This is a genomic window from Alteriqipengyuania lutimaris, from assembly GCF_003363135.1.
Classification (GTDB): domain Bacteria; phylum Pseudomonadota; class Alphaproteobacteria; order Sphingomonadales; family Sphingomonadaceae; genus Alteriqipengyuania; species Alteriqipengyuania lutimaris.
In genome coordinates this window covers 343,187-368,828 of the sequence record NZ_QRBB01000001.1, presented here as the reverse complement: position 1 = coordinate 368,828, position 25,642 = coordinate 343,187, and the positions used below count along the sequence as shown (strand labels likewise).

The window sequence follows — 25,642 nt, the reverse complement described above, 5'->3', positions numbered from 1 at the left end:
CGGAGCCGCGGGGCAATTCGCGATAAGCGTTGACGAATTGGATCGTGACGGTTGCATGCGCCCCGTCGCGCCGCACTCTTCGGTACATGAGCAGACCGTCGGCGAGTTCGACATCGTCGCGGCCCGCAGCGAGCGAAACCGCAACGTCGGGCAGTCTGTGTCCGGTCCGCACCCATTCGAGCCGCGGCCTTCCCTTGCCCTTGCCGTCTTCCTCGACTTTCTCTTCCGCGCTGTAGCGCGCGTAGGAAAGATCGAGCACCAGCAGCGCGTCTTCGTCCGCGACCGCGACGGAAAAAGACAAGCCACAGGTGGCAGGCTTGAATGTGCGCAGCAGCGAAACCGCGTCGCGTTCCTCATTCTCCGCTTCGCCGCCGCCGTTCTCCGCAGCGATGCTCTCATCTTCCTCTTCGGTGATTTCCGACTGCTGGGGATAGAGGATCGCGGTAAGATAACGGGCCGAAGGCCTTTCGTTCAGGACCTCGTCCTCGGCACCCGGTCCGATCAGATCGGTCTTGAAGCGCGACAGAAGGTGCGCGCGTGCCTCAGCCGCTCCGCTCATACGTAAACCATCGGCAGACCGCATATCTGGGGCACCAGCCAGAAACCGCTGGCTCCGCCTTTGCGCTTGGCACCGGCCAGCCGGTCGTCGCCCGGAGCGGCCGCCGTCGACCCGAAGCCCATCAGAAAAATGTTATCGATCCGATCGTAGAGCCGCCGACCCGAACCGTGATGCTTCTTCGATATCTCATAGAGATCATGCGTCACCCGCTTGCCCAAAGTGCCCAACGGAACGCCGGCATCGGTTTCCACGCGCCACAGCCACGAGCCCGGTTCGAGCCGCGCTCTGCACCGCAGCGGAAGGTCCATACCCAGAAGTTCGTCCGAAGACTTTGCCAGCGCGAGCGGCGAATAGGGATCGAAGTCGCCCTGAAGACCGATCTGGAACTGATATCCGTTCTTGCCCTTGCGGCCCTTGCGGTAGCAGCGGCCGCTCTCGGTGCTGCTGGCAAACTTCATCGCAAATCCGCCCTGTACCGCAAGACTGCGCTTTGCGCGGGTCGCACCCACAAACAGTACCCGCGCTTCTTCGGACAGATCCGTTTCGTCGGCGCCGTGCCGCGCGCCCCAGCTGTCGTTTATCTGGAGGAAGACATGATCGGCTTCGCGGCCCTTTGACGCATGGATGGTCCCCAGGATCGGTCCTGCATGACCGAACTCGGGCGCCATTAATTCGTCCGGCGGAGCGCCTGCGAGCCGGCCCCGAAGCTTGAAGAGATCGATCCTGCCGCCGCGCATCGCTGCATAGCGGTTGAGCCTTTCCCACCGCGCATCGGCCGAGTTGCCTTCGGTATCCTCTCCGAACAGCAGCGCAGGGCAACGGTCGCGTGCCTGCGCCCAGCGCTCGTCGAATTCCGAGCGTTCCAGTTCTCGGCCCTCGGTTGATCCCAGAACCAGCGCAAGCCAAGGCAGCGCAAAGCGGCCCATGCCCGACATCCGGAGCCGGTGAGGGTGTCCCCCGCCGGCCATAAACGCCGAGGCCTGGGCCACTTCAATCCGCTTGCGGAACAATACCAAGGCATCGTCGTAGCCGTCGAGCGCATCGTGATTGAAGCCCCGCTGTTGCGAGACGGCCGCCGATTTGACCAGCTCAGCCTTCGATTTGAACGAATCCGCCCCGACATCTGCATTGCCCAAAATGTCGAGCCGCAGGTCCTCGTAGAGCTTGAGCAGCGGAGCCTCGTTCGTGCGGTAGATTTTCTTCAGCGGTCGCTGCTGCAGATCATCGCCGAGCAGCGCCGCAAAGCCGTCGGTAAAGCGGAACAGCTCCTCGCCCGCGGCATAGTCATAGATCGCCTGCGCGGGGTCATGGAAAACGGTAATGCCGCAGTCTGTAGGTAGGAGCTCGATAAGCTTGAGCAGGAAGCGCGCACGGCCGCCGGTGATGTCCTGCGCCTCGTCCACGATAAGATGCTCAAGATCGCCGAAGATGTCGCGAAAGTCCTCCATGCGCTCGTCGATGAGCTCAGCCGCTGCATCGATCCCGGTTTCGAAGCCGCCGAAAAGCTTTTCCACTTCCTCAGGCGAAAAGCCGTAACGGATCTTCCATGCCTGCGAGTCGATCGTCGATATCTTGACTGCGAAGACGTTGCTCGGATCTTCGGCAAAATCGCCGATCCGCCCCTTGAGTTCAGCAATGGCCGAACGCGTGAAGCTAACCAGCCAAACATTGGTATCAGCGACATCTTCGTTTTCGATGAGATGCGCCACGCGCGAACAGGCGACCGCCGTCTTTCCCATGCCGGGCCCCGCCGAGACGAGCAGCCGCGCCGAGCGGTCGGCCTCGATCACGCGCAGCTGATCCTCGTCCCATTCAATCGGTTTGTTGAGGAAAGAAACCGTGACGCCCCAGGCCTGCTGCATTGCGCGCAGCATGCGGACTTCACGGTCATCCAGCTTTTCGTCGACCGATGCGATTTCGAAGAGGATCGACGCCAAGCGCTCGCGGTCCGCAGGATGCTCGACCCGCAGTAGCGTTGCGGTGAAGCTTTCCATGGGATCATGCATCGCTGTACCGAGCGCTGCATCAAGCAGATCCAGCGGCACGCCGAATTCCTCGCACGCCTGTCGCGCCAGTGCGACCTCGTCGCCGTCGACCGTGCCGTCGGCATGGATGAGAGCGGCAAGCAGCATCGCTGTGTGCTCGGCGAGGACCCGCTCCGAAGCCTGGGCAGGCGCGGCCTTCATTACGGAACTCGAGTTCACTTTCGCCCCCACTCATACTATCCCTAATTAGGATACTGCCGTGCGGTAGGTCGCAAGTCATCTAAAAAACTGTTTCTGTGCGAAACTCTTGGTAATCACCGTCTGTAATGCGACTGGGGATTGTCCTTACGGGTCAATCAGTGATCAGGGATGAAGACCGAGACTTTTCTGCTTTTCGGAGTGCCGCCAATCAAAGCGAAGCAAGCTTTCGGTGTTCGGCGCGGTGGCAGCAAGCGCAAAGGACTTGCAGATCCGCGATCGTATTGATGACGGGGTTCTCATCGCTGGACAACGGAACACGATGGTGAACTTCGAACACGCTATCTGCGATGTGCTTCGGAAATACCGTGTACCAATCGACCGCGCAGCTTTCACTTTCACACCGAAGCCTTCCGCCATTAGATGCGCGAACGGCCTCGCGCTTTTTCTTGGGCAGGTGAGAAGAGCGGGATCGCTCAGTTCGAAAGTGCGCGACCATGCGGACTTCGTTTTCAACGCAGGCGACCTCTTCTTCGGTGTGGGGGACGCTACCAAGAAGTTGCTGCGTCTCTTTGCGCGAAACTGGCTTGTTCGAAGGGGTCTCCACGCGACGAGAACCGACCTTGTGAACATGCAGCGAAGTGATCAGAGAGTGGAGAGGAAAGGTGGTTTCGATGCGGACACGTTTCGTCGAATTTCCGCCCTTCGTGTCGCTTGCCTGTCCAAATTTGAGTAGAGCCTGGCGGATGGCACCGGCCGCGTCGCCCGCGGACATATCCGCTAGATCTTCTCCGGCAAAAAGCAGGCGCTGCGCCCGCGGCAATGCGGCATGCCTCGAACTGTCAATAAGAACCGCCGATATCCGATTTTGCTCGACGAGTTTCGCAACGATGCGGCCGAGTGCCTCAGGATACTCGCTGTTGCGCGGGGGGCCTCCGCTTCGGCTATGAAGTATGACCGCGGAGGCCGTCTCCGCAATGCGGTCGAATTCAAGAACAGCATCGATCAAGCGATCATCGGTCGGTGCGAGTTTATAGAGAGTGATTTCATCCATCGAGGGGAGGGATGACAAGATACAATTGCGTTGTCCAAAAAATACCGATTGAAGCCGAAGGTGACGTCGGACATCAATGACCAGGAAATATCTTCGATCACTTCAACAGGAATGTGCGCTCGATTGGCGGGACAGAACGCAAGAAGGAGTACGATGAGCCTAATCATCACAAAGCCGGTTATGTGGAACAGGGAGGGCTATCGGCGACCTTCAGGCGTCAAGGTGAACACTGGTTTTCCTCGTGAGCACGGCTTTGGTCATGAGGAGTGGAATGGGTCAGATGCCCTTACCTTCCGTGAGGGTGGCGCGAACTACCGGATTTTTCATACCGAAGGGGTCGGCAACGCCCCGGTCGACGAGGCTGCCGGCCGGACAGTTGTTTTCATGTACGCTTCTCATCATGGCGTGCAGGAACTCGTAGGGATTGCCGGGAGCGCGACCTGTTTGGCAGAAGATCCTTCGCAGCGGTCAACACTTGCCCAGCGTCTCCGTCTTGATCGTCTCGGCAAGGAAGCCTGGTCCGTTCCCCTCGTGCAGCAGTTGCACGAATTTAACCGCGAAGCATTTAATGAGGTGTGGCAGAGGAATCTCGCCTGGATCCCGACTTGGCGATGCCCCGCGGATTCCTTCTTATGGCTAAGTGAGCCATCTCCGATCAACGCGCAGAAAGTTCGCGGAACGAGCAAGCTGTTAACCATGTTCGGACGCCATACCGAGATCGGCGTAGCTGAGGCGCTAAGAATGATGGATGTTGTACCAGAAGGTTCGAGAAGCAAATCCTGGCATCGCATTCGCAGTCATATTGAGAGCTCAGGAGAAGATAGTGGAGCACGAGACCTTTCGGCGATCCGTCGTCGTGCGGACCTCAGCAAAACTATGAAGCAACGCTTAGTTGACGCCCGTTTGGGCCAGGGACGTTTCCGCAGAGATGTCGAAACGTTTTGGGGGGAGGCTTGCGCTGTTTCGGGATGCACCGTTCGTCAAGCTCTTCGCGCATCACATATCCTTCCTTGGAAGCACGGGACTGACAAGCAGCGGCTGGACGGAGAAAACGGCCTACTCCTGACCGCCGAGTTGGATGCGCTATTCGATAATGGCTTAATTTCGTTTTGCGACGACGCATCGATGATTATTGCGGACGGGATAGGAAGAGCTGATCGCGCATTGCTCCAGGTGCCACGCCCGCTCCGTCGGAAACCAAGCCCAGGGCAGCGCACCTACTTGGCTGACCATCGTCGACGATGGGGTTTCGAGGCCTGATATAATGTCTACAAGCGATGGTCTGCCTTATACCGTAGAACGAGCGACAATCGGCTAGCATCAATCTTCCATAAGATGCTTCGGCCCACCACGCTCACCGTTCGGATTTGGCTGGCTTCGGCAAATGTCTCTCAAGAACGCCAGAAATAAAGGAGGCCTGGCATGAGCACCCTAACCGCAGAGCAGGCCTGCCTGCTGTCGCTTGCGCGTATGGTGTGGTCCAAGCGCGCTGCCGCCAAGGCCGCTGGCCTTTCGTTCAATGAGGAGACTGTTACCGAGACGCTTCTGCTTGATCTCGAGTCCGAGTATCCCGGCAGTGTGCAAGTTGTGGCCTTTAACAAGACGCAGGAAGCCAAAACCGGAGCCGACTGGTTGTGGTCTTTTGTTAGCGCCGATGGCAACCGGTCGCTCACGATGCTTGTCCAAGCGAAACGGCTCGAGGATGCAGAAGAGAATTACCCTGGAATCAAACGCAATATCGGTAGGCGCCCTCCGCCTGTCCGCCAGATTGACCAGCTAATCGCAACGGCAACGGCGCAGGGGGTGCCAGCGCTCTATGCTTTCTACAACCATGTCGGCCAAGCGAGCCGCGTCCCTAAAACCTGCAGGTCGCTTGTGTCGGGAGATCCCGACCATGTCCACGGGTTCGGCGTCAGTCTGGCTGATGCACATTTGGTTCAAGCGGCACTGCCCGATGAGACCTTCGACACACATCGGTCTCATTCAATACCGCTGCATTGTCTGTTGTGCAGCGAGGGAAGCGGAGCACGCCCGGGCGGTGGAACGCCGGAGATGGCCGCACGTAGTATCGCGCGCCTGCGCGATCCGATCGAGCGCGATCGTCCCGATGGCGGTGCTCTAGGTTTGCGGGATGGTCTGCATCCGCTCGTAGAACTCGCGCTCGGCTTTGCTGATCGACGTGCCGATGACGGCGAGTTTGCTGGGATCGAGAAATTCTCAGGCATCGATGGAGTTCTTGTCCTGCGCGACGCGAAGCCAACAGAGCAGTGAACCGACCTAGCATTCTAGTCTATTGTCCCGTGCGCTGACCTTCCACATGACCTATGGTAAGCCTGCACGATTTACGAGGCTCAAGCTTAAACTAGTTCGAAGATGTTGTGGTTGGCTGAAATGCAAGGGATCGATTGAGCCAAACGGCACTCACTATAAGTATCGCTGCTCGCCAAAGATACGCAGGCACTGTTTCCTGTAGCGCCTCTTTCTCTCATACACCCGCGCTGCCGACGGTCCCGTTTTTGTGCTGGGACCGGAGGGCAATCCGTATCGGAGGCGTTACATAGCCGCTGATCTGCTAGTATCATGATTGCAACAATCGAACCGCTCCAGTCGAGAAGTCCCGGGGCAAGGATAGGGGCAAGCCAAATCGATTGTCGAAAAAATCGTGGAATTTTAGAATTTTAAACGGTCAATATGGTTACTCTTCTGCCACCATTCTCAATGTAGCGTTCATTTTCAATGTGTTGAGGGGTGTACCGGTTTCCAGTCTACCTTCTGGTCTACCCCTATTCTTACGCTGGCTTGGGCCTTCATATTCCAAAATGTGCTGGACGTTTGGTGATGCCGTGCCTTCCTAATAGCTTTCGATTCGCCTGGGTATTGTCGTAACCGGGGCATCGCGATGCCCTCTTCAAATGGGACATCGTGATGAGGATATTGTCAAAGCGTCAGCTCAAGGAGTTGGTTCTGTACTCGCCGCAAAACATCGCACGACTGGAAAAGTCCGGGCAATTTCCCAAGTGGGTAAACCGTGGTCCTTGCCGAGTGGGGTGGATTGGGGACGAAGTGCTCGACTGGCTCCAGCAACGACTGGATCGCCGAGAAGCACCTAGCCGACACTCCTCTTGAAGGAGCGAGTGGCCGTGTTTGCTAGCCCGGCCACCCTACTTGCGTCCGTTTTTGGGCCGGAGGCGGACTGTCCGGTATTGGTCGGCCGAACCCGGAAAGGTGCCATGCGGCTTTTGACCGACCTGCTCCGGCAGGCACATCATTCGACGACTGTCGGTCGTTCGCCTCTATTTATCTCAGTTGAGGGCTCTCTGGCGCGCCCCGGCATCCGCCATCCGGTGGCTAGAGGGCTGCTACCGTGGGCATCGGCTCGACTTCCGGGTTTTCCGCGTCTTCGTGCTGGATTGTTATACGCGTTCCGGGGTCGGCGTCCGTTATGGAAACCCTGGCCTGCAACTGCCGTGCCAGTGCTTCGACGATGTTGGTCCCTAGACCTGCGACAGCCGCAGGTCTGTCATCGAGCGGCATGCCAACACCATCATCCTCGACTTCCAGCGTCCACGCGTTGCCATCGGTCACGTAGGAAACCCGTATTATTCCGCCTTGATCGACAGGGTAGGCGTGCTTGAGAGCGTTGATCACCAGTTCGGTGACGATCAGCCCAAAGCTCACGGACTTGGATGAGCTTACGCTGCCTTCCACGACATCGACTTCGATCGTTAATATCTCGGGATCCGCGATCATCGAAATTCCGATGCTTTCGCAAAGCTGTTCGAGATAGGGGCGCAGTTCGACATCGTCCGCGCCCGATTGCGACAGCTGCTTCTGGATCGTGGCGATCGAGAGAACACGGTTCTGTGCCATCTGTAGGTGGCTCCGCGTCTCGTCATTGCTGACCCGCCGGGCGGATTGCATCAGCACCGAAGCGATGATCTGAAGGCTGTTGGCCACGCGATGCTGAAGTTCCTGCATCAGCATCATGTTATTGGCGACCAGGTCCTCCATCTCCCTCTTGGCTGTCTTGGCTTCGGTCGTGTCGATTACCGTCAGAAGAAGACGGATGTTTTGCGACCCAGGATATTCGAGCCTGTGAGCCGAGAGCTTGAGCGAACGTTCCGAGCGCTCCTTTGCCGCGGGCAGCACCATCTCGTAGTCATCGATAGTCGCGCCGCCCGAACCGGTCGCTCGCAAGAGCGATTTCAGGTGCGCGACGTCCCACTCGCCATCGCCCATTTCGAGGATGGAACTGCCCGTCAGCACCGCGCAGTCGAGACCAAAGGCGCGGCAGAAGGAGAGGCTCGCCGCGATCACGGTGAGATCTTCGTCGAGCATGATCAAGGGCGTGTTCGAGTTCACGACCATTGCATCGGCAAGACTGGTTACCGGGTCGGAAGCTTGGGTTGGTGGCGGGGTCATGAATACCCCTTCCTTGATTGACCGGCACAGCGCAGGTTGCGTGTAATTCCGGGTCTTTCGGCTCAGGCCGACTCGTCGCTGGCAGTTGTCACCAGTGCGCGATAGCTCTCCTGTAGCACGCACCGGCGCACTTTGGGCTATCATTTCGGGAATGAGTCATTGGAAAGACTGAATTAGCAATCCGATCGGCAGCTCACCGCTATGCGGTGCTTTCAGCGCGCTGATCTGCAAGCCCGAATGGCAGGCGCGCCCAGACCCGCTCGTGGAAGAAATACAGCACCAGCTTGGTGAAAATTTCCAGGCCGCCAATGGAAGCGGCTGTCGCTGCGCTCCCGGTGAAGAACCACGCCAGAGCGAAGGTGTCGAGCGATGCGATCAGGCGCCATAGCCCTGTCTTGATGCTCGTTCGGCGAATGGTTTCGCGGTGCCGATCCTTGCGAAACACTATGCCCCATCCGGTGAGCGACCATGCACGCTCGTGCAGGAAATAGAGGACAAGCTTCGTCGCAACCTCTGTGATCGCAATATAGCTCGCCGTCTCGAGGGCATCGGCCTGAGCGACCGGCGCCCCGAACATCGGCCCCAGATACGTGATGAGAAGATAGGACAGGATGAGCGTGTCGATCGTGCCGACGGCCCGCCATGATATGGCCTTGGCGACCGAGCGCCAGGGCTTGATGTTCGGCCTCTCCGGCGGATCGAGCTTCGGCGATTCCGGCCCGAAGAAGGGCTTCTGCGTAGGTTCTCTCACTACTTGAGCCGATGCCCCGCGGTCACTTCTGCTGGAGTGACGGCGCTTCACTCGCCAGACTGGCAGCGGTGCTCGGCCAAGGCGTCTTCGAGCCTGGCGTATGAATATGGTCCGACGCGATAATGGACCGACGTCACAGCGATGATCCCTTCCGGTAGCGAGGGAGCGGGCTTCGGCTCGAGAGCTCCGCCTTCACTTTCCCAGTCGCCGGTTCCGGGCTGCTTGGGGGTTGCTGCATCTGTCACGGTTTCCACATCAATCATCCTTTTCAAAGGAGGAGCGTTCGTCAGCCGGCCAACCAAGATTGGACAGGCGATTCGTCCTGCGCCAGTCGGCCATCCGTTTCGCACGATGTCCCATCGACTCGGCGGCTTCCTTGCGCTCTTCGGGCGAACCCGAGCGATCTGCCTTCATGGCCGCGAGCTGGTGATTGAAGAGAAACTTGTTCATCGGCATCGGAAGGATCCTCGGCAGAGGGACGTAGCGAGAGCCGGGGAGGTGGATCCCCGGCCCTGCTGTCGGCGTCAGCCCTGCTGGGCGCTGGCCTGTTCCTTCTGGCTCTGTCCGTCGCCCTGCTGGTGCTGCAGGTTCACGGCGCTCTTCTTGCCGCCGTCGACTTCGCTGGTTTCGTAGCTGAAACGATCGTCGACCTTCGGCATCTGGCCTTCCTGCTGGAGGTCCGCCTTCTTGAAGCGGAGCGCGTCGCCACCCTTTTCAGGGGTGATGGAGCCGGTGCCCGAGCTGCTGTCGTAGCTCTTGATCTTGCCGTAATGTGTCATCTGTCATTCCTTCGATCGAGTGTGTAGCGCGCCAGAATTGACCCGGCTGCGACTAAGAGGCGAAACTGAAGGAGAGAGTTTCCGAATGGTGGAAACGGTGACCGTCGATTGCGACTGGTAGCTGATATTAAGATGGTGATTTAGATACGAATTTCAAGGCCACGGCGTCATGGAATCCTGCAGATAGTTTAATCACCTTGTATTTCGTCGGAAGGTGAATTGCCCGCTGAGGGACCGTCTCTAACCTCCTCGTAACTCTCCTCGGCGCGATCCATTTGGTCATTGCCATCGGCTACCTGCCGTTCGGCATTTTCCTTATCCTCCTGTGCTTCGCGCAGCCTGTCTTCAGCCTTCGCCAGCGCTTCGTTGGCATCCGCGATCTGCGACCGCGCTCGCTCGATGGTCTCGTTGCTTTTCTGGATTGCGCGCTCGCCCTGCACCACATCGTCCTGACCGGCAGACCACGCGTCGCCATACTGGCCGATCTGACTTCCTCGCTCAGAAATTCGTTCGCCTGTCGTCAGCGGCGCATTTGAATTGTTAGCGCAGGCACCCACCGCGAGAAGTGACGATGCAGCGATCGTCAGGAGAGGCAGGTTCTTCATGATCATTTCCTTTGCGCGTCTTGCGAGATTCCCTCGGCGGAGCAGGCTGCGGTAATCAGTAGGAAAACCACCAGAATATCGCTCCGAGGAAGAGGACGGGAAACATGCCAGCAAAATAGCTAGGGCCGTCGGCGCGTCGGGTGTTCACTGGCACACCTGCTGGCGAAATGACCTGTTAAGATGGCGCATTGTCGTTCCTTCAAATGAGGTCCGCGCGCCATAATAGGCTGCGGAACGACTATTAGACGAAGATGAACGAAATGGTCGCCCATAAGGCAGCGCAATAGACCGTCTATTACGACTGTTAGTTATCACATATATGACGATGGGGTCTCGTTTTTACAACGCTAGGCAATCAATTCTTACGCACAAGCGCAAGCCTTCATGAAAACCAAACACCAAGAGCCGCCCTCCGCACTTACCGATTGCAGCTGGGAAGGGCGCGAATGGAACTTAGGCTTGTCACCCCAGCCGATGCTGGAAAAAGAACCGAAGCATTTCCCGCGATGCATCGGGGCCGTCTTGTGCAGTGTAGGACCCGGCGGCCGATCCGCCGGACCATGCGTGCCCGGCACCTTCAAGCAACCAGCTTTCCGACATGCTGCGCCCGTCGGCGGCGAGCATTGCGGTCTTGCGATATGAGCCGCCAGACGGCGCAGATCCTTTGGTAACACTACGCTCCAGACCGGACATCGCGGGAGCTGCATCCCAGGCCGCGTGAATGCGTTCGCTGTTGACCGGGTGGACCGTGCTGTCGCGATCGCCGTGGAAGGTGATGATCGGAACATATTTCTGGGAAGAGGACTGCTGGCGCACCGCGCCGCTCCCACGCATTGCCGCGAGCGCACTCGGCAAGTCCTTCGCCGCCCCGCAGGCGACCCCGGAGTGGATACCGGCCGCGGCATAGAGGTCGGGGAAAGCGCTCGCCATGATCGCGGCCGCAGCTCCGCCTGCGGAGAGCCCGGCAACATAGACGCGATCGGGGTCGACGCCTTCGGCTGCGATGATCTCGCGGGTGATCGCAGCGATGACCGCCGGTTCGCCCGAGGCCTTCCCCTGATCGCCAGGCCGGAACCAGTTCCAGCACTTTTGGACATTCGCCGACCTCGGTTGCTCGGGATAAGCGACAATGAATCCCAGTTCGTCCGCAAGCGCGTTCATCCGCGTTCCGCGCGAGAAATCCTCCGCAGATTGCGTGCAGCCATGCAGCATGACCACGAGCGGAGCAGGATCGTTCAGGCCGCTCGGCCTGTAGAGCAGATAGTCGAGGGAGCCGGCAGCATTGCGCAATGTGCGCCGATCGAAGCTTGCAGGGTCGGGGGTGGCCGACGCGTGTCTTCGACTGCCGGCTTCGGTTGCTGACCTGGCAGCGGGAGCGGGCAAGGCGATGGTATCGCCGATCTCGTCGACCGAGGTCTCGCTAGCGGTGACCGGGGCGTTCCTGAAGCTCAGATTGCGCTGGATAAGATAGGTCGCCTGCCGGAGCCTGCCCGCCCGCGTCAGGGCGAGAACCTCCGACATGCTAGCGTTCAGGGGATTGGACATTTCAAATACCTTCGGTTGTCGCGCGAAAATTACGCAAGGCGGTCGGCAAGAGCGGATTTCACGTCTGGGGGCGCGTGGAAGGCGCCCAGGATCGACAGGGATCGAATGGTCGCCTGCGCAAGGTCCGCATCCACGTCGCTGGCAATGCTGAGCAGACCGAGCACGCGAAAATCGAGCATCTCACCCGCATCGCGCGCCATTTCCAGATCGGCACGAACCACGTGGCGGATTCCCAGCACGGGGGTGTCGCGCCCCTTCACCTGCCGGGCAATCTCGTCGTGCCGGGCAAGCTCGTTTCGGATGGCGGTGCGGATGAAGTCGGTGCGATTTGCAAAGACGCTTTCGCGCACCAGCAAGTCTATCGAGCCGAGATCGACGAAGCCTAGGTTGATGGTGATCTTTTCGGTTTCGGTGTTTGGACGGGTCACAGCCATCTCTCTATCATCCCAGTGGATGGTCAGGAGATGGTAGCGCTGATGCACCGTCACAAGGGCCGCGGGTTGCTAAATATATATAATCCATAGAAATTCGCGGAAATCCGGCATTGCGTTCCTTGATCGCTCACACCGCAGGAACGAGTGAGCCCGCCTGACATTGGAAAGTCAGCTACCAGCCGCTTTCGACGGTTTCGGGCGTTCGATCGAGAAACGCCAATTCCTTCTATTTCGACTCCTAGTCGTCCACGCAGCCGCTCCGGTGCGCGGCCCCTCCCTTTGAAGGATAACCCATGAGCGCTCCAAAGAATCTCTCAGACCTCTACGTTGAGGAACTCAAAGACCTGGTGTCGGCGAATGATCAGATGAAGAAGATCGTCAAGCAGATGGCGAAAAAGATCGAGGACGAGGCCCTGTCCGGGATGCTCGACGATGCAGTAGGCGGCATCGAGGAACACACCCAGACCCTGCGCGCAATGCTCGCCGACAATGGCGGAGCGGATAAATCCAAGGAACATTGCAAGGGAATGGAAGGCCTCGTCGCCGAAGCCCGCGCCCACGTGATCGACGAGGATGTGAGCGACGAGGTCCGCGCTGTGGCCGCTATCGCGCAGTATCAGCGCATGAGCCACTACGGCATTGCCGGCTTCGGCACTGCCAAGGCGTTTTCCGATGCGCTCGGCCGCGACGACGATACCGCAAAGCTCGATGAGATTGTCGACGACATTTACGGTGCCGACGATTTCGCCAGCGAACTGGCCGAACGCTCGGTCAACCTTGCCGCCAAGCAGGACAATTGAACTGATTTCGTTGGGCGGCGGTGGCTGATGCCGCCGCGCCCTCCGATCAGGTTTCATTTCCCGCATCAAAGCAAACACCTGGATCGCATGAACTGCGATCAGGGCATTGGCGTATGTTGGACAGGGTGCCCGCAAGGTCGGCTACTTTAGCAGCCTATCGATCCTGTAGGAGGGTTCGATCCGGGGTTTCTCGCCACGCCATCGAGCGGAGCCGGCGAACAGCCGCGCAGCTTCCTCGCCGCCCACTGCCAGATCGTTCGGGCCGGTCCAGTTGACCAGCAGGCAAAGTCCGTTTGCCACCAGCGTTTCGTGAGCACGCCGCGAGACGATGGCGATCTCTTCCGTAGACAGGAAATAGAGGACTTCGGACAAGACAATCAGGTCGAACGATCCCTCCGGCCAGTCGCGTGGCGCTTCAGCGCGGCGATACAGAACCGTGTCGTTCGTGACGGACTTCGACCTGGCGATAGCAAGCGCCTGTTCCGACACGTCGAGCGCGAGAAGCGCATCGCAGTGGGCGGCGAGGTCACGAGACAGGAACCCGGTGGCACATCCGATCTCAAGAGCGTTGGGAAAACGCGCACCTTGAAGCGCGGCGATGGTGGCTGCGCGTTTGTCACGTTCGTAGGCACTGTTCTCGAAGTCCCACGGATCGGGATCGTCCACGAAGAGCGCGTCGAAGGTCTCCGCGCGGGCTGCGCCACTCTCATCCACCGATGAAAATCTCTGGGCTCTCGGCGAAGTGATCGAGCAGCCCTTGCGGAATCACGACACCATCCGGATCGTCGGCGATCAGCGAGGTCGCCTGCGAGCGGTAGGCAGCGATCGCCTCGCGTTTGCGGGCCCAATATTGCCGATCGGCGAAAATGCGCAGACCGTCAGGCACGTCGCGCTCTCCGAACCGGCCCCAGATGGGAAACCGCCAGAATTTTGCTCCGACCTCGTCCGCGACCATGCGACCGAGCGTGGCGGCCGTCTTGTGGTCGCAGTGAGGATCGCCGTTCCAGGTCGTCCAGACCGACCGGGTATCGAGCGCCGAAGCGAAGGCGAAGATGCGCTGCAGCCGGTGCAGGCCGAGCCGCTCGAGATCGCTGCTGCCGTCCTCCAGCCCGGCGCGCATCACCGGGATATTCTGTCCGGGGGCGAGAACCTCCAGTGCCGCCCGCATTTCCCTCATGCGGAGCGCGACGAGCCGGTCGCGGCCGTATTCAACCGAACGCGGATGCGATCCCTCGCCGTCGGTGAGCAGCACGATCCCGATCTCTCGCCCGGCCTGAGCAGCAGAAGCGAGCGCTTCCCCGCAACCAAAGGTCTCGTCGTCGGCATGGGGCGCGACGATCAGCAGGCCGCCGGGAGGAGCAAGTTCGTCGATTTCGACGGGGCGCGCGTCGGCAGCCGCCGAGAGGAGCGCGCCTTTCGCAGAAGAAGGCAGGCTCATAGGAACTCCAGTTCGTGCTCGAGATGGAACAGTGTCTTGGCCGCGCGTGCGCGCTTGGCGTCGGGCGCCGCCTGGCACAGGAACAGCGCCAGATCGCGGCGAATGCGTTCGACCAGCGAACCGGCGATATGCGAGCCCATGCCGAGCGCCTGCTCGACCGTTTCGATGACGGTGCGGCAGCTTCGCTCCGTCACTTCACGCGCGAGTAGCGACAGCGCGGCCACATTGGCCGGGGCGTCTTTGGCTTCCACCGCGCGGGCTGCGCGCAGCAACCAGAGCCGCGCGGTTTCGACGGCTATTGCCGCTTCCACCATCCTGCATTGCTGGTGAGGATCGTCGGCGCGGTCACGATTCAGAAGTTCGCGTTGCATGGCGCGATAAAGCGCCTCGGCTCCACCCAGATGGGCGGCGCAATAGCGCCAGATTCCCCCTTCGAAATACGGCTCGCGCAGATAGTCGCCCGGATCGCCGAGTTTCTGGCTGCGCGAGATATTGACCCCGTCGAAGTCGTAACGCCCTGAGCGTGTCGCCCGCATGCCGCCCATGCGCCAACCCGATGCATCGGCCCGTTCCGCATCGTCGCTCGGCACGAGAAGAAGTTGCGGACCGGCTTCGTGCGCGACGGTGACGATTGCCCGGTCGACCAGCCCGAGGCCGGAGGCGAAGCGCTTGGCTCCGCGCAGGGTATCGCCGGCAGGATCGAGCGTCAGCGGGCAATTCGGATCGTCCGCACCCCACACTCCGAAAAGCGCACCACTTCGGATCGCAGAGAACGCCTCATCCCGCGATGGCCCGCGCGCATAGAGAACGATCAGCTTGACGGCATTCATATGCCCTTCGAACAGCCGAGCGACCGAGAGGTTGGCCCTGCCAAGGGCGCGCAGCGCATCGAAGGCGGGCAAGGTTCCCTCGTCCTGCGTCCCCCAGCCTTGCCCGCCCTCTTCCCGGGGGAGACAGAACACAAGCCAATTATGGTCGCGCAACTCGCCAATATCCGCGGCGAGATCGCCATCGTCGCAATCGACCGCAGCGGCTCGCGCGGCGATAGCCTTCTCGACCGCGGCTATGGATAGCAAGGTCAAACGATTGCCTCCTCTGCCAGCAGGGTCCGGGCGTGAGCCAGCTGGACAAGGATCTCGCTGTAGCGAAGCGCTTTTTCAGGCCGGTCCCTTTCGTACCGATACCCATGACGCAGCCGGAAGGAAGCGAGCCTTCTCAATTCCGCGAGCGGGACAAGCGCTGCGTCGCAAACCGGATCGATCTCGCTGGCGCGTCTGCTCAACGCCGCACCGCAGCCACCGGCGGCGCGACCTTCCAGGCGGGCAGACGTGCGTGTGCCGCCATCGGCGATGGTGATCACACGCCCTCCGTCGGCCAGGACCATCTCACACAGCGCCGCATCCTCGCCGTGATGGGGGACGGGCAATCTTCCGAGCTTGCGATAGGTGGCGGCTGCGATCGCCAGGCTCGCCCCCGAAGCACGATGCGCGAAGGCACCTGTCTCGCAGCTCCATCTGCGCCAGAGGACATCGCAGGCCGCATAATAGGCCCGCTCGGCATCTCCGGCGAGGCGCACCTGGTCCGGCAATGCAGCGAGGCCGGCATCGTCCAGGCGGACGTCTTCACAGATCAGATCGAACCCGTCGGCGAGATCATCCAAGCCTTGTCGGACCCATCCCGGTCCCACTTCGCTATCCGCATCGGTCGTCAGCAGCGCGCCTCCCGGTGCAAAGCGGCTGGCGACATCCAGTGCAAGCCGCCTTGTATACGGCGCGCTGCGTATCGCCGGGGCGAAGCCGACTTCGACAACAGCGCCCGGTAATCCGTTGAGTCCGAGCCAGTCCTTGATGAGCTGCGCCGACGCGTCCTGCGTATCGTTCACCGCGAACACCGCCAAGCCCCGCTCGCTCACGCCTGTCATGGCGCTCAGCAGAGCCGCCAACATCCGCGGAAGGATTTCTCCTTCGTTGCGGACCGGGACCGCGACTGCAAACGTGAATTCTCCCACCGGGTTGAGGCTGAATTGCCGGAGCGTCGCTCGGCCATCGAATGGCGCATCTGCGAGCAATGCGGCCAACCATGCCGGGTGATCCATTGAAACGCGGCGTAGCGCAGGCGTTCTGACGAAGTTGCGCTGGACCTCTGGCGGCAGCGAACAGGCTACGCGGGCCGACTGATACCCGTCGCTCACGGTCTTTCTTGGCCGATAAGCGCCTCAAGCGAACCATGGCTGAAAGCGGTCATGTTCGGGAACCTGCGCCATCCGATCGGACTATCGACGAGGATCGAGCAGTCGAGCGTGATCGGCCCGAGGATTGCATCTCGCAGAATGGTATTGGGGAAAGCAGTTCGTTCGAACATAGGAAGGTTCCGGCTGCTCGAGGAAGAGCCGGTGCCTTTCCAATTATCGGGACAGTCGGATCATAAACGCCCGACATTGCGATATGGGTTCAGCCAAGCGGCGTTCCGGTCTGGAAAGACACCTGCTCCCAAGACGGCTCACCAATTCAATAGCGGCCAAGATTGGGACGCCTAACTGCCATCCGCTAATTACTGCACGAACGGCAGCTTACCGGTCAAAGCGCGAGCATCTCGAATGACCGGGATCGGGGCGCTTTGCGGACCGACTGCTCCTTCTGATAGTCGCCGGACGGCAACTGGGCCGGTTGAGGACTGTCCGCTTGCGAGAGACCGGAGCTGTCGGATTGGATTGCGAAAGCGCCTAAAATGCCGCGTTATAGCTCTTCCGCTATTCGACGAACCTTAAGCTATGACACTCAACCATTAGCGCTTTTCAAGAATGGCTCCCGCTATCGCACGGCCACATGAACCAGTGTCTGAAGCGCCGCCCAGGTCGGGCGTCCGGAATTCCTCCTGCGCCAGGACAGCCTCGATGGCTTCGACGACCGCCACCGACGCTTCCGTGTGGCCGAGATGGTCGAGCATCATCGCAGCCGCCCAGATCTGGCCGACCGGATTGGCGATACCCTTGCCAGCAATATCGGGCGCGGAGCCATGGACCGGTTCGAACAGCGAAGGGAACCTGCGCTCGGGATTGATGTTCGCTGCCGGTGCGATGCCGATCGTGCCGGTGCAGGCGGGCCCCAGATCGGACAGGATATCGCCGAAGAGATTGGAGGCGACGACTACATCGAACCAGTCCGGGTGCTGCACGAAATGCGCCGCCAGGATATCGATGTGAAACTTGTCCCACCTAATGTTCGGGTAGGCCGTTGCCATCTTTTCCACACGCTCGTCCCAATAGGGCATGCTGATCGAGATGCCGTTCGACTTGGTGGCGGAGGTGAGGTGTTTCGCCTCGCGCCGCTGGGCCAGCTCGAACGCGAACTTGAGGATGCGGTCGACGCCGGTGCGCGTCATCACCGTCTCCTGGATCACGGTTTCCCGCTCGGTGCCTTCGAAGATTCGCCCGCCGATGGAGGAATACTCGCCCTCGGTGTTCTCGCGGACGATCATGAAGTCGATCTCGCCCGGAGCGCGACCTGCCAGCGGGCTTGTCACGCCCGGCATCAGCTTGGCGGGACGAAGGTTCACGTATTGGTCGAATTCGCGGCGGAACTGGATCAGCGAACCCCATAGGGAGATGTGGTCGGGCACGGTTTCGGGCCAGCCGACCGCGCCGAAGAAAATCGCGTCGTGCCCGCCGATCTGTTCCTTCCAGTCGTCGGGCATCATCTGGCCGTGCTTCTGGTAGTAGTCGCAACTGGCGAAATCGAAGTGGTCGAAGGCGAATGCGCAATCGAACCGCTGCGCGACGGCTTCGAGCACCCGCAGCCCTTCCGGGATCACTTCCTTGCCGATCCCGTCTCCGGGGATCACCGCTATCCTGTAGGCATTGCGCGTCATTGCGGGGTCTCCGTTGACTGAATGAGAATGGCTCTGAAATCGTTGACGTTGGTGCGTGTGGGGCCGGTCATCACGAGCCGGTCCATCGCCTCGAAGAAAGCGTAGGAATCCTGCCGCGTCAGATATTCGCGCGGATCGTGGCCGCTCTCTCGCGCGCGGCTCGCCAGACCCGGCTCGAACCAAGCACCCGCATTGTCGCCCGCCCCGTCGATGCCGTCGGTATCGGCGGCCAAGGCATGGACGCCCGCCGCCCCGTCGAGTGCGGTGAGCAGGGACAGCAGGTATTCGCCGTTGCGCCCCCCGCGCCCCTCGCCGCGCACGGTCACGCTCGTTTCCCCTCTGGAGAGGATGATGCAAGGTGCGCTCACTTCCGCCTCGGCGAGCACGACCTTGCGAACCAGTTCGGCGTGGTCGCGACCGACCTCACGCGCCTCGCCCGTCACTTCGCCAAGGTCGAGGATGGCGTAGCCCGCGTCGCGCGCGATTGCTGCGGCGGCATCGCACGAGGACCGCGAGCTGGCGATCACGGTGTAGCACGCATCGGGTATTGGATCGTCTGAGGCAGCCGTGCGAAGAAGCGTCTCGACCGCCGTCGACATTTCGACGCCATAGCTTGCCAGAATGGCCAGTGCGTCGTCGCCACTCGCATGGTCGGGGACGGTAGGGCCGGAGGCGATCGATGCGCGATCGTCTCCGACGACATCCGAGATGGCCAGCGTAACGAGCCTTGCAGGCGCTGCCGCGCGGGCGATTCCTCCGCCAAGCGGTTTGGCGAGCTTCTTTCGAACCGCGTTCATCTGCGCGATATCGGCACCCGATTTCAACAGTGCGCGGCCGATCGTCTGAAGCTCGGCGAAATCGATGCCGTCCTCGGGCGCGCAAAGCAGAGCCGACCCTCCGCCCGACAGCAGGCACACGACCAGATCGCCTTCGGCCATGTCTTCGAGCAGAGCGAGCATGTCTCCGCTCGCCACGACCCCCGCTGGATCGGACACGGGATGGGCGGCCTGCCTGATCGCGATGCGTTCGCATGGCACCTTGTGGCCATAAGGCACGATGACCAAGCCCGTCAGTTCACCGCTCCACCGGCGCTCGAACGCACGCGCCATCTCTGCCGAGGCCTTGCCTGCGCCCACCACGATCGTCCGCCCCGACGGGCGCTCGGGGAGGTGCCCGGCAATGCAGTGTTCCGCCATTGCTCGGTCGATTGCGGCGTAGAACATGCGGTGCAGCAGCGCGCGCGCTTGCAGGTCGTCTTCGCTGTCAGCCACGCCCATCCGCCACGACGCATTGCTCGGGCGGGGTCCTGCCTGCCAGCACGTCCACCACGCAGCCCGCCGCTACCTTGTTCGTGCGCGCCAGGCCTTCGCGGGTCGATGCACCAGCATGCGGCGTGGCGACGACATTGGGCAGAGCGATCAGTTCGTCCGTCACAGGCCTGTAGCCGGGGTCGGACTCGCTCTGGAATACGTCGAGGCCGGCCGCAGCTATCGTGCCGTCCTTCAGGGCCCGAAGCAAAGCGCGATCGTCCACCAATCCGCCTCTGGCGGTGTTTACGAGGATTGCGGTGTTTTTCATTCTGGCAAGAGCCGCCTCGTCGATCATCATCCGGGTCGCATCCTTGAGCGGTGCGTGCAGCGTGACATAATCGCTTCTGGTCAGGAGCGCGTCCAGCTCCACCCGTTCTATGCCATGATCCGCCGCGAAGGTCTCCGCACTCGGCGAGGACAGCGCCAGGATTTCGCATTCGAAGCCGCGCAGCCGCTGGACGAGACTGCGCCCGATCCGCCCGAGGCCGATGATGCCGACGGTCTTGCGGGTCAGATCCATTCCCTGGAGGATCGCCCAGTCCCCCGACTTCATCCGGTTCTGCGTTTCGGGCAGCCGGTGCCCGGCGGCGAGCATCAGCGCGAGCGTGTGGTCCGCGACCGCCGCGTCGTTGCCGCCGGCAGCGATGCACACGACCTTGCCCAGATCGCGGGCCGCTTCGAGATCGACCCTGTCGTAACCCACCCCCCGTCTCGAGATCACCTGCAAATCCGGGAGCGCGGACTGAACTTCGCGGGTGACGTGCGCCTGACCGACGATCCAACCCGCCGCTCCATCGAGCAATTCGATCAGGGCCTCGGGCGACAGCCCGCCATCTGCTTGGCCAGGAGGCAGTTCGGCTTCGACAACTTCGCAGCCGGCAGCCTCGAGCAGATCGCGAGCTTCGGCATCGAAAAACCGTTGGCTAACGACGACGCGTTTGCTTGCAGACATCGGCGCCTCCTACCGGCGAAAACTGTCGTCAATGCGGTCGAGCTTGCGCAGCAGCGCCGGCCAGGCAAGCGCGCGGCTCGCCATGCCGATTGCCTGCGGCGCGGTCTGCGCGGCGACCTTCTGCTCCACTCCCTCCGGGGGCGTGTGCAGGTTGTCGCGCCCCGCCGCGAGCATGTGGACTTGCGTCTCGCAGGCACGCTCGAGGAAATACATGCGGATGAAGGCGTCGGACACCGTCTCGCCCACGGTCAGCGTACCGTGGTTGCGCAGGATCATCGCATGCTTGTCGCCAATGTCGGCCACCAGCCGCTCGCGCTCGTCGAGGTCGGTCGCGATGCCCTCGTACTCGTGATAGGCGACATTGTGCTTGGCGATCATCGCGGTCTGCGTGTGCGGGAGGAGGCCCTCCGCCATCGCGCTGACCGCCTGGCCGTAGGGCGTGTGCAGGTGCATCACCGCATGCGCATCCTCGCGCGCCATGTGGATCGCGGAATGGATGGTGAAGCCCGCGGGATTGGCGAAAAACGGGCTCTCCATCACCGGTTGTCCATCGACGTCGATCTTCAACAGCGAAGACGCGTCGATTTCCTCGAACATCAGATTGTACGGATTGATGAGGAAATGATGCTCGGGGCCCGGTACCCGTACGCTCAGGTGCGTGAAGATCAGATCGTCCCATCCGTAAAGCGCGACCAGCCGGAAGGCCGCGGCGAGGTCGACGCGCAGCGCCCATTCCTCTTCGGACACCTGCGGCTGGAAGTTCTCGGGGGTTTTCAATCGGGTTGTCATTGTCGCTACCTCTTCTTTCTCAGACGAGCTCTTTCTCCAGCAGGCGGACATATTGCTGGCCCGAATGCATATCTCGCTCGATCATCCCGCCCTGCGGTCGCTTGCGCGGAAACGAGACCTTGAGGACATTGAGGCTGGGCACCGGGAAGCGCTTCACCTGCTCGGGATCGGTGCCGTAAAGGCGGGCGAACAGGTCCGGATCGAGCGACGGGCTGCCCGAGAATTCCTCGAACGCCTCGCGATCGTTGAAGAAAAAGTCGATCGTGACCCAGAACGGCCCGGCTTGCTTCGACCGGATGTGGCGGCAGACCTCCTTTACCTTAGTCATGGGCGACCTCCAGCTTGGTCTTGCTCGCTTCGCCGAGGTCGACCCAGTCCATGCGTACCAGCTCCATGGGGTCGTTCACTTCGACCACGTGGTTGAGCTTGAATTCGAACACCTGCCCGCGCGGGACATCGGCCGGCGAAAATGCGAAGCCGTAACTGGGCAGTTCCTTGTCCATCACGGCGGGGAAGTGGAAGAAATAGGGGTTGCAGGCCTGCGCAATCTCGTTCGCCAGCTCCTGCGTCTCGGCCGTGGCGACGAACAGCACACCGATTTCGGGCGGCGGAGCGGTGCCCTTGGGAGGCCGCAAGCCCGATACCGCATTCCACCCGTACATGCGCAGCGAGATATGGAACTCGCCCAGCCGCTCGGCGGGGATCGATTGCTGGGTGCGCTGGTAGAGCGCCATCAGGAAGCGGTCGTGAAACCCGTTGATGTCGCGCAGGACATCGGGGTCTTCGATCCCGACGAGCATCATCGTCTGGAAGGCACCGCCACCGGCCCCTTCCAGTTTCATCGTATAGGGCTGCTTGTCCCACCGCGCGCCGCTCACCCGCACGGTCCGCTCGTCGACCTGTTCGTAGTGCGCATCGGTGACGTCGAGAATGCCGCCCGGCTCGACAAGCCGGAAGGGATTGCTGTTCTCGTACAGCATGTGCGCCGACACGCTGTGGGGTGTGCAGCGGTTGGTCCGGCTCAGGGGTTCGACGCTGAAGCCGTCGGACGAGACCGACAGGAGCACGCCCGAGCCGTCCCGCTCCTCGGCGCACTGGGCGCCGCATTCGCCGATCTTGCCCGCATGCCACGCGGCGCCCCAGGGCGCGCCCTTCCAGATGGGAAAAGCGGCTAGCACCGCCGTATCGGTCGAGCGTCCGGCAAGAATGATGTCCGCGCCTTGTTCCAGCGCATCGACGAAAGGCTCCACCCCGAGCACCGCGACGATGTGATCGCATTCGTCGACTGTCGCATCCTCGAGAGGCCCGAGCGGCGCGAGCGGCTTCACCCGGCCCTGCGCGTTGAGACGCTTGACCGTATCCTTGTCCTGCTCACTGCGGATCAGTGCGATCCTGGGTTCGACGCCCAGTTCCTTTGCCACTTCGACGGCGATATCCCGTGTCCAGTCCAGATTGATATCGCCGCCCGCCTGGCCGGACGTGCCGATGATGATGGGAATGCCCGCCTCGACCTGCGCCTTCATCAGGATTTCCAGATCCCGCTTCACCGCGCCGTAGTTGTTCTTAGACTTTCCCGTCGCGAGATACGCTGCCCCGCTATCGGTCGAGCCTGCATCGCATGCAATCGCCTGTGCACCGCGGGAGAGCCCATACGCTACCTCATCCTCGCGCACACCGGCCCCGAGAGACCCCACGGGCACGATGATCCTGATCGGCTCCGAAAGGCGAGTGGCTTCGCTTGCTGTCTCTGTGCTCACCCCAATTTCTCCATAAGTCGTGTGCTCAAGTCCTGTCTCGATGCAGCCCCGCGATCGGTGGATTGCGGAGGCTGCGGTGCGTCGCGTCAGTAGCGGAAGCCGAGCGTCACCCCGTAGGTGCGCGGCGGGTTGTAAGCGCCGAAATTCGCGCCGAGGAACGTGCCCTGGAAGGTCCGGGTCAGCTCGTCGGTCAGGTTCTTGCCCCACACCGAAACCGAGAAGCGGTCCGCGATATTGTCGAGCACGATGCGTGCGTCGAGGAAGTGCGTCGCATCGCGGATTTCCGGGGGAGTGTTGGCGTTGTCGTCGAAAATCTGGCTCTCGTAGCGATAATCGGCCGCGATCTTCAGCTCGGCCCCGCTCGCGAACAGATAGCTGTAGGACGGCGAGACCGTGACCTTGTGCCGGGGCGTTCGCGAGATGCGATTGCCTGACAGATCGTTGCCGTTCTCGACGAATTCGCCGAAGGTTGCGTCGGTATAGGCATAGGCTGCGGAGAGGCTGAGCCCCGCGAACAGATTGGCGATCAGCTGCGTCTCGTAGCCCTTGATCGTCGCCTTTCCTGCATTGATAACGGTGCTGGCTCCCGTGTCCGGATCCACCTGATCGGTCTGCAGATTAGTATAATCGAGATAGAACAGGGTGTTGTTCCAGATAAGCCGCCCATCCGCAAAACTGCTTTTCTGGCCCAGTTCGTACTGGGTCGCGGTTTCCGGCTCGAAGGGCGTCGCGGCAGCGATCGCGTTGGTCGGATTGTCCTGAAAGCCGCCGCTCTTGAAGCCGCTCGACACTAGGGCGTAGATCAGATGATCCTCGCTTGGCTCGAAATTGACGCCTGCGCGCCAGGTTACGTCGTCGAAGACTTCGCTGGCGGCAACATCGAAGAATTCTTCGCTGCGCAGCGGCGCCACGCTTTGCAGGTTGTCCACCCGGTAGGCCTTGTCGTCGCGCGAATAGCGCAAGCCGCCCAGGATACTGAACTCGTCGCTCAGTTGCACGGTGGCATCCGCGAAGGCGGCGACGCTGTCGAGCGAGGCGTCCTGCGCGAAGACCTCGGTCAGCGGGATCGGAGCGATGAACATCGAGTCGAGTGTCAGGGTATCCGTGCGTTCCACCTGCTGGTTGTAGTGGAACAGGCCGACGACCCATTCGATCGCGCCGCCCGGCAAGGACGTCAGGCGGACTTCCTGGCTCGAAAATTCCGAGCGTTCGGCTTCGCCGCCGCCGATATTGACGAGGTTGAACCCGGGTGAGGCCGGGTCGGCGACGCCGCCGTCGAAATCGCCGCCATTCGCGTAGTCGAGATCGCGATAGGAGCCCAAGACAGTCAGGGTCGCGAAGGGCAGGTCCCAGTTGACCTCGCCGCGCACGCCGAGTGTGTCGAGATCCTGGAACCCTTCGGTCGACCCGTAGACGACCTCACGCTCCTGATTGACCGTGTATCCCGCCGAAAGCGGATCGTCGGGATCAAGCTCGAGGGCGCGGGTGACCGGGCCCGAATTGCGATCGCGGGTGCCGTCGACAGTGAAGTGGACCCGCAGCGTATCGGTCGGCTCGGCGAGTAACTGGAAGCGCCCGCTGAAGCGGTCCTGCGTGTCGACATTCCTGTCGATGGTCGGGTTGTAGACATAACCGTCGTGCGAACGGTAGGCGGCGCTTGCCCGCACTGCGGCGCGCCTGTCGCCGAAGGGCAGATTGATGAACCCGGCCCCGTCGAGGCGGTCGTAGTTGCCATAGGTGAATTCGGCGCCGGCCGCGAAGATGCCGGGTTCGGGGCGATTGGTGATGACGTTGATCGCACCACCCACGACATTGCGGCCGAACAGCGTGCCCTGCGGCCCCTTGAGGACTTCGATCCGCTGCACGTCGAAGGCATCGAACGCCACTGCGGCCGGCCTGCCGAGATAGATTTCGTCGAGGAACACCGCCGAGCTGGGGTCCCCCGCCGCGCCCTTGTCGGAAGAGCCGATGCCGCGCACCGCGAGGCGCGGCTGCGATGCGGGAAACGCGTCGAAGCTGAGCCCGGGAGTGCGGGTCACGACGTCAGACACTTCCTGGATGCGCGCCTCGGCAATTTCTTCCTCGCTGAACACCGTCACCGTGACGGGTACGTCCTGCAGACTCTCGGTCCGCCGCTGCGCCGTGACGATGATCGTCCCGGCAAGGTCGCGCTCCATATCCTGAACGGGTCGGTCGTCATCGCCCGGGTCCCTCCGTTCGGTCGAAACCGTTTCCTGCGCGCTTGCCTGGCCGGCCCATGCAAGCGCAATCAGTGCGCTGCCCAGCGACAGGCGAAAAATTGCCGTGGTCATCGTCCTCTCCTTGGTTTGGCAGCGCCACTGACGGACGCCTTAGGGCCATATCTGCTAGAATGAATCCAATCTGTCAATTCTGTGG

The 25,642-nt window shown here is 61.3% G+C and carries 26 protein-coding genes; 5 read left to right on the top strand and 21 right to left on the bottom strand.

Annotated elements, in window-relative coordinates:
* Positions 1-55 precede the first annotated feature (55 nt).
* Positions 56-565 (top strand): hypothetical protein, encoded by a 510-nt coding sequence (locus tag DL238_RS15890; protein WP_147290973.1) that lies wholly within the window; start codon positions 56-58, stop codon positions 563-565.
* On the opposite strand, the gene DL238_RS01750 is transcribed toward DL238_RS15890, so the two are convergent.
* Both DL238_RS01750 and DL238_RS01745 read right to left on the bottom strand, forming a co-directional pair.
* On the bottom strand, positions 556-2,745 hold the full coding sequence (locus DL238_RS01750) for a UvrD-helicase domain-containing protein (protein ID WP_115490688.1): 2,190 nt from the start codon (positions 2,743-2,745) through the stop codon (positions 556-558). The two genes, DL238_RS15890 and DL238_RS01750, sit on opposite strands and share 10 nt — an antisense overlap.
* A gap of 208 nt (positions 2,746-2,953) precedes the next feature.
* Positions 2,954-3,796, bottom strand: a complete 843-nt coding sequence (locus tag DL238_RS01745; protein WP_115490687.1) for an HNH endonuclease — start codon at positions 3,794-3,796, stop codon at positions 2,954-2,956.
* Between the two features lie 153 nt (positions 3,797-3,949).
* On the opposite strand from DL238_RS01745, the gene DL238_RS01740 reads away from it, so the two are divergent.
* The 3 genes from DL238_RS01740 to DL238_RS16585 all read left to right on the top strand — a co-directional run bounded on the left by DL238_RS01740 (position 3,950) and on the right by DL238_RS16585 (position 6,922).
* Positions 3,950-5,056 (top strand): HNH endonuclease, encoded by a 1,107-nt coding sequence (locus tag DL238_RS01740; protein ID WP_181883783.1) that lies wholly within the window; start codon positions 3,950-3,952, stop codon positions 5,054-5,056.
* Positions 5,057-5,218: 162 nt separating this feature from the next.
* Positions 5,219-6,067, top strand: coding sequence for a DUF6615 family protein (locus DL238_RS01735; RefSeq protein WP_115490685.1), 849 nt, complete (start codon positions 5,219-5,221; stop codon positions 6,065-6,067).
* 654 nt (positions 6,068-6,721) lie between these two features.
* A complete protein-coding gene (locus DL238_RS16585) occupies positions 6,722-6,922 on the top strand; it encodes a helix-turn-helix transcriptional regulator (RefSeq protein WP_115490684.1) in 201 nt (66 codons plus the stop codon).
* A gap of 222 nt (positions 6,923-7,144) precedes the next feature.
* Here the strand turns inward: DL238_RS16585 and DL238_RS01725 are convergent, their stop codons facing one another.
* The 7 genes from DL238_RS01725 to DL238_RS01695 all read right to left on the bottom strand — a co-directional run bounded on the left by DL238_RS01725 (position 7,145) and on the right by DL238_RS01695 (position 12,326).
* On the bottom strand, positions 7,145-8,218 hold the full coding sequence (locus tag DL238_RS01725; RefSeq protein ID WP_115490683.1) for a sensor histidine kinase: 1,074 nt from the start codon (positions 8,216-8,218) through the stop codon (positions 7,145-7,147).
* A 199-nt stretch (positions 8,219-8,417) separates the two neighbouring features.
* Entirely contained in the window at positions 8,418-9,020 is a 603-nt protein-coding gene (locus tag DL238_RS16290) for a DUF2061 domain-containing protein (RefSeq protein ID WP_115490682.1), read from the bottom strand.
* Between the two features lie 204 nt (positions 9,021-9,224).
* Positions 9,225-9,419, bottom strand: a complete 195-nt coding sequence (locus DL238_RS01715; protein ID WP_115492710.1) for a hypothetical protein — start codon at positions 9,417-9,419, stop codon at positions 9,225-9,227.
* 74 nt (positions 9,420-9,493) lie between these two features.
* Positions 9,494-9,748 carry a cold-shock protein gene (locus tag DL238_RS01710; RefSeq protein ID WP_115490681.1) on the bottom strand — a complete coding sequence of 85 codons (255 nt, stop codon included), beginning with the start codon at positions 9,746-9,748 and terminating at the stop codon, positions 9,494-9,496.
* A 188-nt stretch (positions 9,749-9,936) separates the two neighbouring features.
* A complete protein-coding gene (locus tag DL238_RS01705; protein ID WP_147290971.1) occupies positions 9,937-10,353 on the bottom strand; it encodes a hypothetical protein in 417 nt (138 codons plus the stop codon).
* Positions 10,354-10,815: 462 nt separating this feature from the next.
* On the bottom strand, positions 10,816-11,898 hold the full coding sequence (locus DL238_RS01700) for an extracellular catalytic domain type 1 short-chain-length polyhydroxyalkanoate depolymerase (RefSeq protein ID WP_115490679.1): 1,083 nt from the start codon (positions 11,896-11,898) through the stop codon (positions 10,816-10,818).
* A 29-nt stretch (positions 11,899-11,927) separates the two neighbouring features.
* A complete protein-coding gene (locus DL238_RS01695; RefSeq protein ID WP_199798027.1) occupies positions 11,928-12,326 on the bottom strand; it encodes a hypothetical protein in 399 nt (132 codons plus the stop codon).
* Positions 12,327-12,625: 299 nt separating this feature from the next.
* Here DL238_RS01695 and DL238_RS01690 point away from each other — a divergent pair, with 299 nt between their 5' ends.
* Complete coding sequence (locus DL238_RS01690) at positions 12,626-13,132, top strand: YciE/YciF ferroxidase family protein (RefSeq protein WP_115490677.1); 507 nt, start codon at positions 12,626-12,628, stop codon at positions 13,130-13,132.
* A gap of 141 nt (positions 13,133-13,273) precedes the next feature.
* Here DL238_RS01690 and DL238_RS01685 read toward each other — a convergent pair whose 3' ends face one another.
* From DL238_RS01685 to DL238_RS01635, 12 genes are all read right to left on the bottom strand, one after another.
* A complete protein-coding gene (locus DL238_RS01685) occupies positions 13,274-13,798 on the bottom strand; it encodes a class I SAM-dependent DNA methyltransferase (protein ID WP_181883782.1) in 525 nt (174 codons plus the stop codon).
* A gap of 40 nt (positions 13,799-13,838) precedes the next feature.
* Positions 13,839-14,570 carry a PIG-L deacetylase family protein gene (locus DL238_RS01680; RefSeq protein ID WP_115490675.1) on the bottom strand — a complete coding sequence of 244 codons (732 nt, stop codon included), beginning with the start codon at positions 14,568-14,570 and terminating at the stop codon, positions 13,839-13,841.
* Positions 14,567-15,472, bottom strand: coding sequence for an acyl-CoA dehydrogenase family protein (locus DL238_RS01675; protein ID WP_234030920.1), 906 nt, complete (start codon positions 15,470-15,472; stop codon positions 14,567-14,569). The genes DL238_RS01680 and DL238_RS01675 overlap by 4 nt, the downstream gene beginning before the upstream one ends.
* A gap of 176 nt (positions 15,473-15,648) precedes the next feature.
* Positions 15,649-16,761, bottom strand: coding sequence for a hypothetical protein (locus DL238_RS01670; protein WP_147290970.1), 1,113 nt, complete (start codon positions 16,759-16,761; stop codon positions 15,649-15,651).
* Positions 16,758-16,931: a hypothetical protein gene (locus DL238_RS15975; RefSeq protein WP_181883781.1), complete on the bottom strand. Its 174-nt coding sequence runs from the start codon at positions 16,929-16,931 to the stop codon at positions 16,758-16,760. Before DL238_RS15975 ends, DL238_RS01670 begins: the two co-directional genes overlap by 4 nt.
* Positions 16,932-17,354: 423 nt before the next feature.
* The gene (locus DL238_RS01665) at positions 17,355-18,437 is read right to left on the bottom strand and encodes a tartrate dehydrogenase (RefSeq protein WP_115490673.1); all 1,083 of its coding nucleotides are present in this window, start codon (positions 18,435-18,437) and stop codon (positions 17,355-17,357) included.
* Positions 18,434-19,708 carry a glycerate kinase type-2 family protein gene (locus DL238_RS01660; RefSeq protein WP_234030919.1) on the bottom strand — a complete coding sequence of 425 codons (1,275 nt, stop codon included), beginning with the start codon at positions 19,706-19,708 and terminating at the stop codon, positions 18,434-18,436. Before DL238_RS01660 ends, DL238_RS01665 begins: the two co-directional genes overlap by 4 nt.
* Positions 19,701-20,699, bottom strand: a complete 999-nt coding sequence (locus tag DL238_RS01655) for a phosphoglycerate dehydrogenase (RefSeq protein WP_115490672.1) — start codon at positions 20,697-20,699, stop codon at positions 19,701-19,703. The genes DL238_RS01660 and DL238_RS01655 overlap by 8 nt, the downstream gene beginning before the upstream one ends.
* Positions 20,700-20,708: 9 nt before the next feature.
* On the bottom strand, positions 20,709-21,488 hold the full coding sequence (locus DL238_RS01650; RefSeq protein WP_115490671.1) for a class II aldolase/adducin family protein: 780 nt from the start codon (positions 21,486-21,488) through the stop codon (positions 20,709-20,711).
* A gap of 19 nt (positions 21,489-21,507) precedes the next feature.
* The gene (locus DL238_RS01645) at positions 21,508-21,816 is read right to left on the bottom strand and encodes a DUF4387 domain-containing protein (protein WP_115490670.1); all 309 of its coding nucleotides are present in this window, start codon (positions 21,814-21,816) and stop codon (positions 21,508-21,510) included.
* Positions 21,809-23,245 (bottom strand): acyclic terpene utilization AtuA family protein, encoded by a 1,437-nt coding sequence (locus DL238_RS01640; RefSeq protein WP_115490669.1) that lies wholly within the window; start codon positions 23,243-23,245, stop codon positions 21,809-21,811. The genes DL238_RS01645 and DL238_RS01640 overlap by 8 nt, the downstream gene beginning before the upstream one ends.
* Before the next feature lie 86 nt (positions 23,246-23,331).
* Positions 23,332-25,557: a TonB-dependent receptor gene (locus DL238_RS01635; protein WP_115490668.1), complete on the bottom strand. Its 2,226-nt coding sequence runs from the start codon at positions 25,555-25,557 to the stop codon at positions 23,332-23,334.
* Positions 25,558-25,642: the final 85 nt, after the last annotated feature.

Coding starts and splice junctions, on each gene's coding strand:
- DL238_RS01735 (WP_115490685.1), top strand. CDS start 5,219: ATGAGCACCCTAACCGCAGAGCAGGCCTGCCTGCTGTCGCTTGCGCGT.
- DL238_RS01715 (WP_115492710.1), bottom strand. CDS start 9,419: ATGAACAAGTTTCTCTTCAATCACCAGCTCGCGGCCATGAAGGCAGAT.
- DL238_RS01705 (WP_147290971.1), bottom strand. CDS start 10,353: ATGAAGAACCTGCCTCTCCTGACGATCGCTGCATCGTCACTTCTCGCG.
- DL238_RS01655 (WP_115490672.1), bottom strand. CDS start 20,699: ATGTCTGCAAGCAAACGCGTCGTCGTTAGCCAACGGTTTTTCGATGCC.
- DL238_RS01725 (WP_115490683.1), bottom strand. CDS start 8,218: ATGACCCCGCCACCAACCCAAGCTTCCGACCCGGTAACCAGTCTTGCC.
- DL238_RS15890 (WP_147290973.1), top strand. CDS start 56: ATGCGCCCCGTCGCGCCGCACTCTTCGGTACATGAGCAGACCGTCGGC.
- DL238_RS01690 (WP_115490677.1), top strand. CDS start 12,626: ATGAGCGCTCCAAAGAATCTCTCAGACCTCTACGTTGAGGAACTCAAA.
- DL238_RS01710 (WP_115490681.1), bottom strand. CDS start 9,748: ATGACACATTACGGCAAGATCAAGAGCTACGACAGCAGCTCGGGCACC.
- DL238_RS01650 (WP_115490671.1), bottom strand. CDS start 21,488: ATGACAACCCGATTGAAAACCCCCGAGAACTTCCAGCCGCAGGTGTCC.
- DL238_RS01745 (WP_115490687.1), bottom strand. CDS start 3,796: ATGGATGAAATCACTCTCTATAAACTCGCACCGACCGATGATCGCTTG.
- DL238_RS01700 (WP_115490679.1), bottom strand. CDS start 11,898: ATGTCCAATCCCCTGAACGCTAGCATGTCGGAGGTTCTCGCCCTGACG.
- DL238_RS01645 (WP_115490670.1), bottom strand. CDS start 21,816: ATGACTAAGGTAAAGGAGGTCTGCCGCCACATCCGGTCGAAGCAAGCC.
- DL238_RS01680 (WP_115490675.1), bottom strand. CDS start 14,570: ATGAGCCTGCCTTCTTCTGCGAAAGGCGCGCTCCTCTCGGCGGCTGCC.
- DL238_RS16585 (WP_115490684.1), top strand. CDS start 6,722: ATGAGGATATTGTCAAAGCGTCAGCTCAAGGAGTTGGTTCTGTACTCG.
- DL238_RS01750 (WP_115490688.1), bottom strand. CDS start 2,745: ATGAAGGCCGCGCCTGCCCAGGCTTCGGAGCGGGTCCTCGCCGAGCAC.
- DL238_RS01740 (WP_181883783.1), top strand. CDS start 3,950: ATGAGCCTAATCATCACAAAGCCGGTTATGTGGAACAGGGAGGGCTAT.
- DL238_RS01665 (WP_115490673.1), bottom strand. CDS start 18,437: ATGACGCGCAATGCCTACAGGATAGCGGTGATCCCCGGAGACGGGATC.
- DL238_RS01635 (WP_115490668.1), bottom strand. CDS start 25,557: ATGACCACGGCAATTTTTCGCCTGTCGCTGGGCAGCGCACTGATTGCG.
- DL238_RS15975 (WP_181883781.1), bottom strand. CDS start 16,931: ATGTTCGAACGAACTGCTTTCCCCAATACCATTCTGCGAGATGCAATC.